The 16,137-nt window shown below is 37.1% G+C and carries 13 protein-coding genes; 7 read left to right on the plus strand and 6 right to left on the minus strand.

Annotation, left to right across the window (positions count from 1 at the left end; genetic code table 11):
• Positions 1-24: 24 nt before the first annotated feature.
• Both ABVT42_RS02230 and ABVT42_RS02235 read right to left on the minus strand, forming a co-directional pair.
• Positions 25-936, minus strand: coding sequence for a pirin family protein (locus ABVT42_RS02230; protein ID WP_353873475.1), 912 nt, complete (start codon positions 934-936; stop codon positions 25-27).
• The gene (locus ABVT42_RS02235) at positions 933-1,538 is read right to left on the minus strand and encodes an FMN-dependent NADH-azoreductase (RefSeq protein ID WP_353873476.1); all 606 of its coding nucleotides are present in this window, start codon (positions 1,536-1,538) and stop codon (positions 933-935) included. The genes ABVT42_RS02230 and ABVT42_RS02235 overlap by 4 nt, the downstream gene beginning before the upstream one ends.
• A gap of 202 nt (positions 1,539-1,740) precedes the next feature.
• Here ABVT42_RS02235 and ABVT42_RS02240 point away from each other — a divergent pair, with 202 nt between their 5' ends.
• The gene (locus tag ABVT42_RS02240) at positions 1,741-2,652 is read left to right on the plus strand and encodes a LysR family transcriptional regulator (protein ID WP_353873477.1); all 912 of its coding nucleotides are present in this window, start codon (positions 1,741-1,743) and stop codon (positions 2,650-2,652) included.
• An 85-nt stretch (positions 2,653-2,737) separates the two neighbouring features.
• Here the strand turns inward: ABVT42_RS02240 and ABVT42_RS02245 are convergent, their stop codons facing one another.
• From ABVT42_RS02245 to ABVT42_RS02260, 4 genes are all read right to left on the minus strand, one after another.
• The gene (locus tag ABVT42_RS02245; RefSeq protein ID WP_353873478.1) at positions 2,738-3,631 is read right to left on the minus strand and encodes an alpha/beta hydrolase family protein; all 894 of its coding nucleotides are present in this window, start codon (positions 3,629-3,631) and stop codon (positions 2,738-2,740) included.
• 174 nt (positions 3,632-3,805) lie between these two features.
• Positions 3,806-4,933: an alkane 1-monooxygenase gene (locus ABVT42_RS02250; protein WP_353873479.1), complete on the minus strand. Its 1,128-nt coding sequence runs from the start codon at positions 4,931-4,933 to the stop codon at positions 3,806-3,808.
• A gap of 549 nt (positions 4,934-5,482) precedes the next feature.
• On the minus strand, positions 5,483-6,265 hold the full coding sequence (locus ABVT42_RS02255) for an aldolase (RefSeq protein WP_353873480.1): 783 nt from the start codon (positions 6,263-6,265) through the stop codon (positions 5,483-5,485).
• Positions 6,266-6,307: 42 nt separating this feature from the next.
• Positions 6,308-6,994, minus strand: coding sequence for a TenA family transcriptional regulator (locus ABVT42_RS02260; protein ID WP_353873481.1), 687 nt, complete (start codon positions 6,992-6,994; stop codon positions 6,308-6,310).
• Positions 6,995-8,260: 1,266 nt separating this feature from the next.
• Here ABVT42_RS02260 and ABVT42_RS02265 point away from each other — a divergent pair.
• From ABVT42_RS02265 to ABVT42_RS02290, 6 genes are all read left to right on the plus strand, one after another.
• Positions 8,261-10,810 (plus strand): efflux RND transporter permease subunit, encoded by a 2,550-nt coding sequence (locus tag ABVT42_RS02265; RefSeq protein ID WP_353873482.1) that lies wholly within the window; start codon positions 8,261-8,263, stop codon positions 10,808-10,810.
• 229 nt (positions 10,811-11,039) lie between these two features.
• Complete coding sequence (locus ABVT42_RS02270; protein WP_353873483.1) at positions 11,040-12,827, plus strand: hypothetical protein; 1,788 nt, start codon at positions 11,040-11,042, stop codon at positions 12,825-12,827.
• Positions 12,827-14,443: a class I adenylate-forming enzyme family protein gene (locus ABVT42_RS02275; protein ID WP_353873484.1), complete on the plus strand. Its 1,617-nt coding sequence runs from the start codon at positions 12,827-12,829 to the stop codon at positions 14,441-14,443. The genes ABVT42_RS02270 and ABVT42_RS02275 overlap by 1 nt, the downstream gene beginning before the upstream one ends.
• Positions 14,440-15,354, plus strand: a complete 915-nt coding sequence (locus ABVT42_RS02280) for an amidohydrolase family protein (protein WP_353873485.1) — start codon at positions 14,440-14,442, stop codon at positions 15,352-15,354. Before ABVT42_RS02275 ends, ABVT42_RS02280 begins: the two co-directional genes overlap by 4 nt.
• The gene (locus ABVT42_RS02285; RefSeq protein WP_353873486.1) at positions 15,347-15,577 is read left to right on the plus strand and encodes an acyl carrier protein; all 231 of its coding nucleotides are present in this window, start codon (positions 15,347-15,349) and stop codon (positions 15,575-15,577) included. Before ABVT42_RS02280 ends, ABVT42_RS02285 begins: the two co-directional genes overlap by 8 nt.
• A gap of 67 nt (positions 15,578-15,644) precedes the next feature.
• Positions 15,645-16,076, plus strand: a complete 432-nt coding sequence (locus ABVT42_RS02290) for a GNAT family N-acetyltransferase (protein ID WP_353873487.1) — start codon at positions 15,645-15,647, stop codon at positions 16,074-16,076.
• Positions 16,077-16,137: the final 61 nt, after the last annotated feature.

A 16,137-nucleotide genomic window follows, 5' to 3' on the forward strand; every position in this document is an offset into this window, starting at 1 on the left:
TTTTACCTGTTTTTTTGGGTGTCATTAGGCCAGCCGGCCAGCCTGGTAATCGGCAAATGCTTGATTAATCTGTTCTCGAGTATTCATTACAAAAGGGCCCGCTCTTTCCACTGGCTCATTTAAGGGTTGTGCTGAAATAAATAAAAAGCGACTCCCTGCATGAGTCGATTTTTTTGCTCGTACCGTTAACTTGTCACCTTCACCTAAAACTGCCATTTGTTTGGCTGATACTGGTTTTTGCTGTGCACCAACTAAAACTTCTCCTTCAATAACATAAATGAAACTGTTGTGATTTGCTGGCACTGGCCAATGGAAATCAAATGATTCTGTGAGATTTACATCCCAATAAAATGGTTTGACAAAATCATTTTTAACGGCTCCTTTAATACCTGATCCAGTGTCACCTGCGATAACTTTTATCGTACCAGTAGACTTGCCTGTATGTGGATTGTTGATAACTTCAAGTGGAATTTTATCTGCTGAAAATTCCTGATAATTGGGTGGCGTCATTTTTTGCTCGGCAGGTAAATTTACCCACAACTGAAAACCTGCTAACAGCCCTTCGGTTTGTTCAGGCATTTCAGAATGAATGATGCCCCTTCCAGCGGTCATCCATTGGACGCCGCCTGTCTCAATTACACCTGCTCGACCAGTACTATCTTTATGACGCATTTTTCCAGCCAACATATAAGTGACGGTTTCAAAACCACGATGTGGATGTGGAGGAAATCCACCAATATATTCTTGTGGCTGATCAGAGCCAAATGCATCAAACAATAAAAACGGATCAAGCTGATTTAAGTCAGGTGAACCAATAATGCGAGTCAATTGCACACCGTCGCCATCGGCTGCAGGTATTCCTTGAATAACGCGAACGACTTCTTTAGCCACCACTTCTGGTTTTGTTGTGTCTGAGTTTAGTTTTACAATTGTCATGATTTCACCTCGTTGGTAGCTAAAATTTCTTTTAACTGATGGGTTAGTTGACTTGGTTCACTAATATCCAGCGTGCTGCAATCGATGAGTGTTACATTATGAATGCCAACAAAACCTAACGCATGAGTTAAATAAGTGGAAGCATAATCCTGTTCACTGCCAATGGCTAAACCGCCAGAAGCCATAACCAGATAGGCTGGCCTATCATTCAGCAGACCACTGGGACCATTTTCAGTAAAATGAAATGTCAGTCTTGCTCTTACCACTAAATCTATCCAGGCTTTTAGCACTGCGGGAATGCTTAAGTTATAAACGGGGGCAGCGATTACAAGTTGTTCGGCTTGTTGTAATTCTGCTACTAATAAATCAGAAAAACTCAACACTCGATGATGATCGGCCTTGCGTTCTTCATAAGGGGTAAAGTTAGCTGATATCCACTGTTCGTCAATAAATGGTAGTCCCGTCGCCAGATCTCTGCGATGTAGATTGAGTTCGGGATGTTGGCATAATAATTCTCGAGACAGATACTCAGATACCACTCGAGTTACTGAATCTGTTTTCCGGCCACTAGAGTTAATATGTAAAATTGTTGAATGGCTCATGCTTGAAATCCTGATGAAAGTATTTGTTAACCATCATATCGTTAGTTGATAAAAAATAAATATTCATATTACGAAATTACTGTTCTTGAAATTAGAACAATACTATAATGATTTGCACTATAGATGAGTGACTCAGTGTTAGACGAGCACTGCAATGATAGTGGACCCATTGCCTCATTAGTTATTGCTTAGAGAGAACAAAATGAATCAATTTGAAGACATGCAAACCTTTGTCAGAATTGTAGAGTCTGGCAGTATTACCAAAGCAGCTGAGCAATTAAATACAGCAAAGTCTGCGGTTAGTAAAAGATTGGCTGCACTCGAAGAGCGATTAGGCGTTACGCTACTAAATCGAACCACTCGTCGTCTGAAACTGACTGATTCGGGCACGAGTTATTACCAGCAAAGTTTACGCATTTTAGATGATATTGCCGAGGTTGAGTCATCTTTGCGCAATGATAATTGCGCACTTTCGGGACGCATAAAAATTGCCGCGCCACTGTCTTTTGGTCTTAGTCATTTAGGGCGCGCCTTACTTGATTTTAATGAGCAAAACCCCGAAGTCATTTTGGACATTGATTTTAATGATCGCAAAATTGACCTCATTGAAGAAGGATTTGATTTGGCGATCAGAATAGGCGAGCTGACTGACTCTACACTGATTGCCAGACGCTTAACCAGTATTCATTTACTGGTATGTGCCAGCCCCGATTACCTCGCTCGTTATGGAAACCCAACTTCACCACAAGAGTTAAATAATGGTCATGTGAAATTGCAATACACTGGAGCAAAGGAATTGCTTTCATTCTCGATGATTAACGGAACCAAAATTAATATTAAATTACCCGCAGTCATGCATTCGAATAATGGAAAATTTTTATGTCAAACTGCAATTGAAGGAAAAGGAATCTTAATTTCACCCGATTTTATTTGTTATAAAGCAATAAAGTCTGGTCAACTGGTTCCCATTTTAACTGACTATTTTGATAATCCCGATATTGGCGCGCATGCGTTGTATCCGCAAAATCGACACTTGTCTAAGCGGGTGCGTAGTTTAGTAAATTACTTGCAACAACACTTTGGCGAAAAGCCTTATTGGCATATTGATTGTTGAGCGCGTTAACCGTCAATTCTTTTCGTAAGATTACTACAATGCAGTCAATAAAGAATTGATGGTTGTGTCGATTTTAACTTGGCTATTAAGCTGAGAATAACCAGTCGTTAATTCGAGATACAATTGCGTCGGGTTTTTTTGCCCAACTAAAGTGACTAACTCTCTCTAGTGACAAATCGGCCGGTGACAAATGAATACTGGTAACTGGCGCTTTAACCAATTTTGAAAATAAATTTTCAGTTGCGCGTTGTGGTGCTAATTTATCTCCCTCGAATGAGAAATTAAGAACGGGAATTTTTAACTCGGCTAATAAGTTTTCAAAATCAAATGGTGACTTTATATTTTTATAATGCCCGGTTAGACCGGTTGCACTCCAATCTAAAAATAATTGTTTGGCTTCATTTCCGGCAAACTTAAACCACGGACCAGGAAAGTAACCTTTTAAACGCACCACCGCTTTAGCTAAAATAAGTTGGCTGGCGATAAGGTATCGATGAGGAAAAGACCAGCCTCGATAATAATTTGAGCATGAAGCAATACAAATAAGTCCTGAAACATGATCATCTTTTAATTGGCTGCTGGCATATAAAGCTGAAAGAATACCGCCCAGACTATGGCCTGCTAATAGATAACGCGAAGCCGGAAAACGAATTTTAGCCGCATTAATAATACATGGAAAGTCATACTGAATAATATCAAAAATTCCAAAGTCATCACCTTGGGTAACATCAATGCCGGTACCGCCATTGCCACGTATACTGGCACATACTACATTGAGCCCTTGATTATTTAAATGTGCGATGAAAGTGGTGTAAAAACTGTTTTTAACGCCCATCGCCGGAAATAAAATCAGCGTTGGTGATTGCTGTGAGCGGTTTTTGGTTGCTGTAAAATACTTGAGTGGTAATGGGACATTATCTTCAGCATAAACTGTTTCAACTTCATAGGCGAGTCTGGGTTCTGATTGTTGTTTAGACATTATTAACCACCTGATAATGATGAATAGACATAACTCCACAAGAATAATCTGTCGATAATTCTTGTGGCATTTTTTCCTGATGATAGCTGTGCTTGGTGTTACCTTTTATTTCTTAAACTGTTGTTTCGTCAATACTGCTTTTTACTAAATAATCTTTAACAAGAATCTTTTCAACTATTGTTGCACTGATGCACGTAGTTGATCGTAGTCGATGCCTTGACTTTTATAAAATTCATAAAGCCTTGGGTGCATTATCTTTCGCCATAGTGGTGGAATGAAAGCGACTAATGCCATACCAAAATATGAACCTGGTAAGTGAGGATTGTCGCGATGAAAAATTAACGACTGATACGGAACTGCTGGTGCTTCGTGATGATCTCCATGACGTTGAGCATTTATCAACAGTGCGTTAATTAAAAATGAATTATGATCCCAGGCATGCATTCGTGTAGCTGGTTCATATTTACCATTTGGTAACTTTTGACGCAATAGCCCATAATGTGTTGTGTAGTTAACTGCTTCTAAAATAAATGCGCCAACTAACCCTTGAAAGAAAATGAATATTACACCTGAAATACCAAAATATAAATAAGCCGAAACTACAAACAGCGCACATAAAACTAACCAGCCTACCATTTCATTTAAAAGCCACCAAAGTGGGGCGCCTGTTTTTTTCTTACGATATGCAGCTAATGTCCAAGCGGTTGGAATACTGGTTAAATATACTGAAGCAATAAACTGGTAGGTTGTTTGATTGAATCGTGATGTACCGGGATCGTCGGCTGTACCTACATGTGGATGATGTTGTCTGGCATGACGAATTTTTACACCAGGATAAAGAATAACACTATATATTAAGCCACCCAAAAAGCGTCCAAATTTTTCGCGTCGGTGCATTAATTCATGTGCAATGTTAACCGCAAATATTGTACCTGCGGAACCTGTTGATAGAATCCAGCCAATTTGTCCAGCAGTTGAAAACTCTTCAAAGACACTACACGCCCAGATCACAGTAACAATTTGTACTAACGGTGAAAGGTAAATAATAAAATCATAAAATAAACCATGTTCGTGCCAGTCATGTGAGCCAGTTTCTTTATCTTCGCCGATCATTAAATCAAGTAAAGGAAAAAAGACAAAAGCAAATGCCACCAGTAAATAGGCCATGATATTGAGTAAGTCAAATTGCATACCAATAAGGTAGCTGGCATAAAGCATGGGGGCGGGTGCTAAAGCAAAAAAGAATGCGTACTTCTTGAATTGTTGAGACAATTCCTTCTTTGTGTGGGATGGGGTGTTCATTTTTTTCTCCCTACTAAAATTCAAAACAAGATGTTTTATTGTTGTTTAATGATTATGTTTAATGATTTTACTTGATGATATTGAGTTAAATGTTTTTAATCTGGTTTAGTTTGCTTTTTATTTTTATCGACTAACTCAATGTCAACTGAACTCTCATTGTTAAACGGCTCAATATTGTTGTAGCGTTTATTACTTATTACTTATTACTTATTACTTATTACTTATTAACTAACAACATAATTTAAATGCGATTCAAAAATAAAAATGTGCACAGGATTAGTGCATTAGTTTAAATCGGCTTATGTTGATTTTGTATTAAAATGCGATTAATTAAAAATTAAATTTTTCTGAGATGTGATGTATTTAAAATTATTATACTGACAATCGAATGAAATGAATATAGATAAAGTATTTAATTTCGAAGGTATTGATCGTTGTCAATACCTTCGAAAAATAGGGGTTACTCAATAAATTTTATTAAGAGTCTCAAGTTAATGAGCTATTGTATTTTATTTGCTAATTAATATTTTAAAAGTAAAAAATAATTAATTAGACTGTTTCAAGTTGTAATGAACGTAATACTCGTCGTGAGTAGTATTCAAAACCAGCTTGAGAACGTTTGTCATGTAGAATCCAGTCATGAGCTTCTTTTCCAAGCTCTGGTTCGATATCTTTGATCTCACCAGCACTTTGGGCAAGTAACTGTAAACGGGCTGCGCGCTCAATTTGAATTGCCAACATACATGACTCTTCAATTGATTTACCTGCGATAATTAAACCGTGGTGAGCAAGTAAAGCTGCTCGTTTATTTCCTAATACTTCAGCAATTATTTCCCCTTCTTCGTTGCCAACCGGAACACCAGGCCATTTATCCAAGAATGCAACATCATCATATAACATGCACGCATCCATGTGAGAAATTTTTAGTGGTATTTCCAACATTGATAACGCAGAAATATGAGGGGGATGACTGTGAATAATACACTGAACATCTGGGCGGGCACGATAAACCCAAGTATGAAAACGGTTTGCCGGATTAGGCATACCACTTCCTTCAAGCACCTCTAGATCCTGATTAACTTTGATCAGGTTTTCTGTGGTGATTTCATCGAAGCCGTGTCCAAATGGCTGTGTATAGTATTCTTCTTGATTTTCTGCTCTTGCAGTAATTTGTCCTGTTAAACCTGAGTCATGTCCATGAGCGAACAGGATCCGACAGGTTAAAGCCAATTTTTGTTGTTTACTACGTTCTGATATTACCAGTTTGTCTTTCATTTCAGACTGGCTTTTAGTCATCAACGATTGTTTATCCATTAGTAACGTATTGGTCATTATTATTTCCTATTGGATTTTGATTGAAGTAAGTTATTTAAGTTATGCGACTTCGGACTGAAACTCTTCTTCAATTGCGGTAAAGAAGTCTAATCTTGCCTGAATTAGAGCCTCTCCTGCTTTAAACATATTTTCTAACTGACCGCTCTCTTGTTCAGCAATTTCCCGCATAATATCGTTAAGAGTTTCTGCATGGCCATCGTCACATTCGATGTGTAGCAGGAAGAACTCGATTTGCTTGTTGTCAATTCCGTGACTTTGGAATCCTTTAACAATGCTGCTGTACAATGAAGGAACGACTGCTTCTGCACCTAAACATAAAGCGCCAAGGCCAAATGCTGGGTTAGGGTTTTTGCAGTATTCAAACATAGTATCGATTAATTTTTGAGTGCTATCATTGATTTTGTTGAAATCAAACTCAATTGAAAAGCTCTCTAGCATTTCACGATACATAACTGAATGAGGCTTAGGGCTACCTGGCTCAAGACCTAATTCTTCAAACAGGTTTTCTGCCAATTCCAAAACGTAATGGTTGTTTGGCAAGTTTGCCATCATAGCACAAAGGTAACGAGTAAAGAAGTTACTGTATAAACCTTGTTGTAACATGAAGGACTTCAGCTCATCTAAAGAAATTGAGCCATCTCTGCATCGAGCTAAAAAGGGATGTTCATCAAGATCAGCCGCTAGTTGTTTTATTTTGGACTCAAGTTGAACAGTAGTTGTGGTCATTTTTTTACTCCGTTGTAATTCCATTATCTCAAAATGAAATTTATTTTTGTCAAAAAAAGTTTAAATTGATGATCCGTTTTTTTCCTTGTTCTGAAATCAAAATCATCGGCACTATAATTAACACGATCAATATTTAAATTCAGTTACTTTTTATAAAAAATATAAAATTAGTATAGGGTTTTTCTTGTTTTGTGATTGAGTTGTCGCCGTGTTCCCTCTGTCTGAATTTGTAGTTTTAATTTTCCGCCAAAAGTTGAAGTTGGCGTCGAGCTTATATTGCGGAATTTGTTTGTTAAATTCAATTAAAAAATATTGAAATTCATATTCAAGGCTAAAAGAAATTGAGATATTTTTAAAAGTAATTTTATTTTTTTGCCATTGATTGTTAAATGTAGATAAATTGATTTTGACAAAAAATAAATTTATAACTGAAATGATAATTGGCTTTTGGCAGTATTTTAGTAGTAGTTTTGTGTTGTTTTAAGGTGTTCTTTGAGTTACTGGGGTGACCGCTTCTTTGGCAGAATAATATGATCTCATTGCTTTGGGTTTTTGATGAAGCGCTAATATGATTTTAGTCGTTGTCTTGGGTTGTTGCTTTTTTAAAAGTTATCAATCCATGGTAATTTATAATGTGATAATTCTACTGTGAAATGAACTTGTATGGAGTAAAGCTGGTTGGCATATTTTTTATTAATCTTTTCTTACAGATCTTACAGAATCAATTTAATCTTTATTCGATTCAATATTGCTTTTGTAAAAGTGATTAATAAAATAATCGCTGGCAGAAAAGATGTTTATAGAAAATGTAAGGATCTGTAATTGCGTTTTTGTTTTAAAGTCTTGGTTTGCTCTCTGAATTTAATTGTGTTGTCTGTTAAGGTGATGTTTTTAAAAGTTCTTTACCTAAAAGCATGGCTCGGTAACGTAGCAACAAATTCAAACCTCTGTTTTTATTTTAAAAAATGAGAAGTAATCGACTTGTTTTGTTGGGAATTATTCGATTAATATAATTTAACAGTTAAAGTAAAAATTGAAATGCGCAAAATTGTTCTGGTTGTTTAATGTGGTTGTTGATGTTGCTCGATTAAGCTCGCCGACTGTCATTAACCAGACATAATTTAGATTCATTCAGTGATCTAAATCAAAAGGGTGTAATTGAATACAACAACGATTAAATCATAAATCTTTTTTTTATAAATTAGATTTTACTTAAGAATTAATCGTTTTGAATTGTGGCTTTGTAAAGCTTTCAAGTGAGTGTAAATGAATACGAAATATAATAATAATCTACTGGTACGCTACACGACATCGGTTACTAATAATCCCAAACCTTATTTGATTTTACTGGCAATCGTCAGCTTGTTGGCTTGTGTTGGCATGTTGAGAGTCTTTATTAATGCCACCATATATTTTATTCCTAAAGACTACCCTTCACGTGTTACCGAGCAACAGGTTAAGCAAATCTTTGATGCTAGTGGCGAACAGGCCGTTGTTGCAATAGAAACTGCAAAGCAAGATGTTTTCAATTTATCCACATTAAAGACTATTGCCGATTTAACTTTAAAGTTCGAATCGATATCATTTGTTAAGGACGAAGATGCTGAATCATTACGTCGGTTACAAGTATCAGCCGATAATCAATCCATAATAAATGCTCTATTAAAAGATGGTTTAGACCAAAAAGATTATGGTCGGTTAAAGTTATTAGAGAATAAACTTGATGGCGATGCAAAGAATGCATTGCAGAAAATTATTTTAAACCTCAAGCCCGTAAAAAAAGTTCGTAGTCTGATGACTGCCGAAGATATTCGTGAAATTGATGACACACTTTATACTGGCAAGCTTTTAGAATCGGTCCCACAAAGTGATGATGATATCGTCGCACTAAAAAAAGCCGTACTGGATAATCCGCTTTATCGTGGTTTGTTGATTGCTTCTGGTGAACCAGTTAAGGCAACCTCCATCATGATTGAGCTAAATATTGCCGAAGATGATGCCCCATCGATGGTAAAGGCGCATGATGCCATTACTCAAATTATTAATTCTCAACAAACGGATGATCGACTCTACCTGGGCGGCGGCCCGATGTTAGCAGTGCAAATTGACCAATCTGTCCAAATGGATAATCTAAAGTATTTTCCCTTTGTAATCATTACAATATCGATTCTATTATTTGTATTTTTCCGTAGAAAGCAGGCGGTGTATTTACCCGTATCGATTGCAACTATCACTATTTTGTGGTCTATGGGGGCGATGGTTGGTGTTGGTATTTCAGTCAATATTATTACCTCAGTTTTGCCCGTATTTGTCATGACTATTGCGGTGGCTGATGCGGTTCATTATTTAAGTAAATATTATGAGCTGCGAGAGACAATGGATGCCAAGTCTGCCGTATTAGAAACTAACCAGCGCTTGTTAACACCTATGCTATTAACAAGTATTACGACAATTGCTGGATTTTTAGCCTTAGGTTATAGTTTGTTCAGTCAGGTACAGCACTTTAGTATTTTTACCGCGCTGGGCGTGTTATTCGCCTTTTTTATTACCATTACTTTACTACCTGCGCTGTTACCTAAGTTGGCCGCAAAAGAGCAGCCCGTAAATTCTGCCGATGAGCATTCTGCAAAAAATATACAGTGGCCGGTAACGTTGGGTAAAAAGTTTGATGCACTGGTGGCTAAATCAACGCTGACAATTTCAATTGTCGTATTATTAGTGATTGCAGGATTGGTGCCCTATATTTTTAATCTTCAGGCTGATAATCATAATATGGCGGCCTTTTCGGAAAATACTCGTTTACGTCAAGATGATAAAGTATTAAATCATTATTTCGGTGGTACTATTCCATTAAATATTTGGTTTAAAGGAGAGCAAGAAAATAGTATTGCAACGCCCGAAGCAATGGTTGCTATTGAAAAAATAAACCAACGACTATTACAACATGCTGAAGTGGGATACACCGCGACAACAGCCAACATGATTAAGCGATTACATCAAGTGTTTAATCCGGAACATCCCTATGCGATGCCTGATGAGCTTTCCTCTCAACTAATTGCTCAATACTTACTGCTTTTAGAAAATGGAGAAGGACAAGATATACGCATCACTTTAGATCAAGCACATAAAAATAGCCGTATATTTGTACTTGGACATACTGATCAAGCTTCTGTTTGGGAAGGTATTATCGAAGATACTCGTCAATATGCGAAAACTGTTTTACCTCAAGGAATTAGTATTCATTTTAGTGGTTTTGCTGATGTCATGGTTAAAAATACGCATGAAGTAGTTAATGGACAAATTATCAGTATAAGTATTGCTGTTGTTGTTATATTGTTCATTGTCACCTTGTTGTTTAAAAATCTGCTAATGGGCATGATTACTATCATTCCTCTGATTTTTACTTTGTTACTGAATTTTGCTGCTATGGTTTTTACCGGCGTTTTCCTCGACATTGGCACTTCATTAATTATTGCAATCGTATTTGGTGTTGGTGTAGATTACGCAATTCATTACTTGTCAATATTAGTGGATAAATGTCAGCAAGGCATTGACCCCGAAACAGCATTAAAAGAAACGGCAGCATTTATTTCTCGTCCTGTTATTATTAATTCTATTGTTGTTGCGTCGGGATTTCTTGCTCTGACTATGTCTGACTATGCAGTTGTAGCAAAGTTAGGACTGCTAGTTTCAAGTACAATTTTCTTTTGTGGTTTTTTTACCCTGTTACTTGCTCCTTTATTAATTCGAGTTTTTAAACCCGGACTGATTTATCGGGTGAGTAAAAAAAATCAACTGGCTTCTGAAACCAATTAATACGGGCTATTAGCAAATCACACTACACACTATATGCCTGCTGCGAAGTTTAATGTGCGTTCAATAATACAAAGATTTTATTGATTTGTATTCAAATTGTCATTTTAGCGCAGAAATTTACTGTTGTAATAGAGATACAAAAACTGAAATATCAAGAAAGTAAAAAGTAGTATAGAAAAGTACGATTTTTGTCGTATTTAAAGTCAAACAAATAAGAGGTTAGTGGAGCATGTACGCTGTAACCGAAGAAAAAAGTAAAAAGCCTTTAAAACCAAATAAAAAAGAAGTTGGGTTTCCAGCAATAATTAGTTCAATCGTTAATGCAACCCCGGGAAATCGATTAGAAGATGCAATAAATAATATTGTTTCGCTTGAAGGACGTCAGTCGATTGCCTTTGGTTTAAAAGCGCTCACTGAATTCGAATTTTATTTGTTTGAAAAGGCAGCTGGATTAGAAGTTTTTGCTGTTGATGAATTACAAGAGCGACTAGAGTGGAATAGTGGTAATAAAATCTTTGTAGGAATTTATGATTATGGGCGACCTTATATAGGTTATGCGACTGATAATCAAATCCCTGATAAAGCATTTTTACATATTGCCGGTGTTTGTCTGGTGCCTGAAAAGCTTAAAGAAGTGATTGAGCAATATGAACATCATACCGATAAAGCATTGGATGATGATATGTATGGTTTTCTAAATGCGTGTTCGCCCGATGAGCTGGAAGAAGTCGTCAATGTTGCTTTTCATGCTGTTGATCATGTCGATCCTGCAATTATTTTTGTTCATGATGATACGTTTACCAATTTTGGCAATTACAACAATATTCTTAATCGTAATGATCCTGCAAAGAGTGGATATGTATTTGGTGACTGGAATAAACGAGACTTATCCTCTTGGCATTACAATCAAACCGTTTATGCATTTGGGTATAACTGTTTAATTCGATCGGGCTATCGTGGAGAAGAGTTTAGTGGTAATCAGTTAACACTAAAAACATTAAATCAATTTTTAGATAAAAAAATAGAAGAGCTGGTCTTTATTAATAATGATATTGAGCTAACAGTTGAAAAGCCAAACACACTTATTGAAAAGGCTGACTTGGTTGGGCGTCTAAAAAAGCAAGTCAGAAAAGATTATTTTGCCTATCGTTTTGTTAACGGTCTTAACTTTAATAAAAAGCTCATGTATAGCGAGCGAAAAAGAAATATTTTATCGATTGCTGATGTTCCCCTAGAAATTGCTGAGTACTTAAAAGACAACTGCGAGACTGATATTGCACAATTTGATACGATCGATGCTTTATTTAATCATGCCGCAGAAAATCTGGTTGCGGCTGGAAATGAAGTTGATGCCTCGTTACAGGTAACTCCTGTAGAGCAATTACTTGAAGCTGTGGTACGTAGTGCAACTTATCATACACAGTCTGAAATAGGAATGACTCGCGGGCCAAGAAATTTACGCGAATGGGTCAGACTGCTAACACAAGGTAATTATGAGGAATTGAGCAATCAGCAAGGAACTGATTACTATTGTGCTGTTTGGGCAACCCCTGAAACAGAAGAGATTTTAGCTGGTCAAGGCAAGTTATCAAAAATTCTTTATGCCATTTCAGGTCGTATGTGCTTTAACAGTTGGCATTATACGCCTGGACATTTTCCAAAAGATAAAATACCTGAGGGGCGACATTATTATTATCCGCCGACCATGTCTGACACAGCTGTATGGTCTGATCAGCATCATGCGGGTCATACACTGGCTCGAGTGCGCTACAGTATTCGTTCTCCGGCAGGTTTAATACTGGATGATAAAAAGTATTATGGATTAGTTGATATGCGCGTAATGCGTACCGATAGCAAACCTTATTCTCATCAGGATTTAAGAATCGCTCGTCAATTTACTGCTTATTTACGTGCGATTTATCAAGGCGTCTATGCCAGCGCTCAACGACATGGTCGAGACGTTCCGGTTCAGGCTTTCAGTAAAAGGTGGTATGAAAATACTTACAGGACCGAATAATGAATCACTCTGAAAATTCCAGTAATCTGTTAAGTCGACAGCTCTCGGACAGGTTAACGAATCGTCAAATTCCGGTAGAGGTCAAGTGGCCACTTTCGGCGGTTCCGGCTGAACAACTGTTTCTGGTAGAAACACAGTCAGATAAAACGCTTCAATATGCGCAAATACTGTTACTTATTCAACAGTTTAATGCTTTGTTTTCAAAAAAATTACAACTACAGTCTAAATTGGGACAATTACTGTCAAAGACTTTTGTTCAAGACGCTGAACAATCGATACCACAGCATAAGTGTGTTATTTCGGTGTTAGTCAAAGATCGTTTTGAGTTGGCAATTATAACGTTACTAGGATTGTTTTCACCGGTAATTGTTAATTCGATTAACCCTGAGTTAAGAGCAGATGAAATTGAAACACTACTGACGCATGCTGAACCAACTTTAATTATCAGCGATGATGATATTGAATTTAATTATTCATCTTCGATTATGCGATTGTCTGCCAGCGAAATTTTTGAGCAGATTAAGCAAGTTGAAATAGCATCTGATGTGGTAAAAAAATCGGTTAAGATTAAAGGTGATTTACTGATTTATACATCAGGTACAACTGGCCAGCCAAAGGGTGTGCATTTATTGGCCGCGAACATACTGCATAATGTGCATACAGCCTGCAAGCATTTACCTTTTTTTGAAGGGATTTGCACCATGTCGATATTGCCACTGTTTCATACTTTTACCGTAATTAGTGACTTGCTAACGGCTTTTTACTGTGGGGGACGCTGTATTATTAATCCTGTGTTTAACATGCAAACGATAAAAGTGATTGCGGATAGCACTCATCAGTGGCAGGTTAATTCATTTAGTGCAGTGCCTGTCATTTTTGAAACGTTGAGCTTACTTAAAGCCGATTTGGCCGATGATATACAGTTTGTCGTCTCTGGTGCCGCGCCATTGACAGAAGCGGTTAGAAGTCATTATCAGCAGCAGTTTAAACATTATTTAATTCCTTGTTATGGCATGAGTGAAGCAGTTTGTTTTATTACGATTACGCCTTATCAGCAAATATTACCAGGCTCACCCGGCAAACCTGCCGGACTTAATTTGCAAATTTTAGATGATCAACAAAAGCCGGTTGCCATTAATCAGCGTGGTGAAATTGCCATTAAAGGTGGCTCTGTTATTCGCCAGTATTTTAAAGCCAATAGTGAACAACAAAAATTGTTTACCGATGATGGCTGGCTATTGACTGGTGATATTGGCTACTTAAATGAGCAAGGTTATCTAACGATTACCGGACGTAAGAAAAATATGGTGATTCGTGGTGGAGAAAAAGTTTATTTAGAAGATGTCGAAAGATGTCTGATGAAAGATAAACTAGTTCGTGATGTCAGTTCATTTTGTATAACCGATAAACGTGGCATTGATAAAGCTGTTATATTTGCTGTTGCACAAAGTGAGCAGATAACGCTTGAAATACTAAAATCGACAATTAAAAGTTCACTTGGGAATCATCATATACCTGAGCATATTGTTTTTGTTGATGAAATTCCTCGAACGCCTACAGGAAAACCCTACCGTAAACGGATGAATGAAATATTAGTGGAGCAAAATTTATTATGATATTTGACTGTCATGCACACGTTGCATCCAATAAAGTATTACCCGATCGCTTTTTTGATGGTTGGGTTGATAATATTGTTGCAGCGATGCCCGGTAAAGCAACTGACTTTCAGATTGCTGCTATTCAAAGAATGTTTCGTGAATTAAATGCCGATCACGACTGTTCTAAATTTGTTGCGGAAATGGATGATGCCGGAATTGATAAAGCAATTTTACTGATTATTGATTTCGGATTTGTGTATCAAGGGGAAGCTGATCCTATTGAAGATATTTATGCGATTCACCGAGACATCCATAAAAAGTATCCTGGACGATTTGAAATATTTACGGGTGTTGATCCACGGCGTGGGCGAGAGGGGGTTGACACTTTCGAAAAATCAGTTCGCGATTGGGGATTTAAAGGTTTGAAGCTTTACCCACCTTGTGGTTTTTCGCCAAGTGATGAAAGATTGTTTGATTATTATGAAGTTTGTTCAAAATATAATTTACCTGTACTGACGCATGTTGGACCGACAACACCTAATTTATCTTTTAAGCATACTGGACCGAACGAAATAGATGAAGCTGCTATGCGGTTTCCCAAAGTTAATTTTATTTTAGGTCACGCTGGTACGGTGAGGTTTGAAGAGGCAGCATTAATCGCTGAATTTAGACCCAATGTTTTTCTCGATATGTCGGGTTTTCAAACAGAACTGCGTCGAGACGGATTTGCTGACATTATGCGTTGGCATAAAAAGCGTGGATTAATTAGAAAGCTGCTATTTGGGACAGATTGGCCGATTCACCGTTTTTATGGCAGTCAAAAAAAATGGGTTGAAGCATTTGATGACTTGCGAGATAGCGATGTCATCAATCAACAGGAATATGAAAGTATCATGTATAAAAATACACAGGGGTTATTCGATGAATGAAGAACAACAGATTGTTGCGGGCATTATGTGTGAGCAAATGGAGCCACCCATTGCGGTTGAGCAATTAAATAGAGAAGCGACGTTAGCCGATTTAGGGCTGAACTCTTTGAAGTTTATGCTGGTGATTATTGAAATAGAGCATCGCTTGGAGAAGTCCATTTTTAAAGTAGAGCTAATGCCCGAACTAAAAACTGTTGGTGATGTGCTGGATTTAGTTGCTTAGTCACTATGGCGCTAAAAATTTAAAATTAAAAAAAGTGAATAAAGAATTTAGAAATTAAGGAAAAATTATGTCAACTATTGATTTAGCGACAAATGAACAACAAATTGCCGATACTTTTGAAGTTATGTTGGAACTTCGTCCTGGCTATACGCTAGATAGTTATTTGGCTCAAGTAAAAAAACAAATGGATATCGCTGATTATCAACTCGCTGCATTAACCCATGAAAATCAGGTTTGCTGTGTTGCAGGATTTAGAATAACTGAATCCTTAGCTTGGGGTAAGTTTATGTATGTTGATGATTTAGTTACCAGCAGCCAGGTTCGTTCTGCCAATTTTGGTAAGCAAATGATCGATTGGCTTATTCAACAAGCTGAATCACAAGGTTGTCGAGAATTTCATCTAGATTCAGGTGTACAGCGGCACGGTGCTCATCGCTTCTACTTACGTGAGCGAATGGACATTACCTGTTATCACTTTATGCGCAAACTAACGGATTAATGCAGTAAGGTTGGTATTGATAAATAAAGTTGGTCTTTATAAACGTGAGTAAACGGTAAGT

The organism is Aliikangiella maris (assembly GCF_040719265.1).
Classification (GTDB): Bacteria; Pseudomonadota; Gammaproteobacteria; order Enterobacterales; family Kangiellaceae; genus Aliikangiella; species Aliikangiella maris.

Bases quoted from the DNA above. Each gene is read 5' to 3' on its own strand.
- ABVT42_RS02230 (WP_353873475.1), bottom strand. From the start codon at position 936: ATGACAATTGTAAAACTAAACTCAGACACAACAAAACCAGAAGTGGTG.
- ABVT42_RS02235 (WP_353873476.1), bottom strand. From the start codon at position 1,538: ATGAGCCATTCAACAATTTTACATATTAACTCTAGTGGCCGGAAAACA.
- ABVT42_RS02240 (WP_353873477.1), top strand. From the start codon at position 1,741: ATGAATCAATTTGAAGACATGCAAACCTTTGTCAGAATTGTAGAGTCT.
- ABVT42_RS02245 (WP_353873478.1), bottom strand. From the start codon at position 3,631: ATGTCTAAACAACAATCAGAACCCAGACTCGCCTATGAAGTTGAAACA.
- ABVT42_RS02250 (WP_353873479.1), bottom strand. From the start codon at position 4,933: ATGAACACCCCATCCCACACAAAGAAGGAATTGTCTCAACAATTCAAG.
- ABVT42_RS02255 (WP_353873480.1), bottom strand. From the start codon at position 6,265: ATGACCAATACGTTACTAATGGATAAACAATCGTTGATGACTAAAAGC.
- ABVT42_RS02260 (WP_353873481.1), bottom strand. From the start codon at position 6,994: ATGACCACAACTACTGTTCAACTTGAGTCCAAAATAAAACAACTAGCG.
- ABVT42_RS02265 (WP_353873482.1), top strand. From the start codon at position 8,261: ATGAATACGAAATATAATAATAATCTACTGGTACGCTACACGACATCG.
- ABVT42_RS02270 (WP_353873483.1), top strand. From the start codon at position 11,040: ATGTACGCTGTAACCGAAGAAAAAAGTAAAAAGCCTTTAAAACCAAAT.
- ABVT42_RS02275 (WP_353873484.1), top strand. From the start codon at position 12,827: ATGAATCACTCTGAAAATTCCAGTAATCTGTTAAGTCGACAGCTCTCG.
- ABVT42_RS02280 (WP_353873485.1), top strand. From the start codon at position 14,440: ATGATATTTGACTGTCATGCACACGTTGCATCCAATAAAGTATTACCC.
- ABVT42_RS02285 (WP_353873486.1), top strand. From the start codon at position 15,347: ATGAATGAAGAACAACAGATTGTTGCGGGCATTATGTGTGAGCAAATG.
- ABVT42_RS02290 (WP_353873487.1), top strand. From the start codon at position 15,645: ATGTCAACTATTGATTTAGCGACAAATGAACAACAAATTGCCGATACT.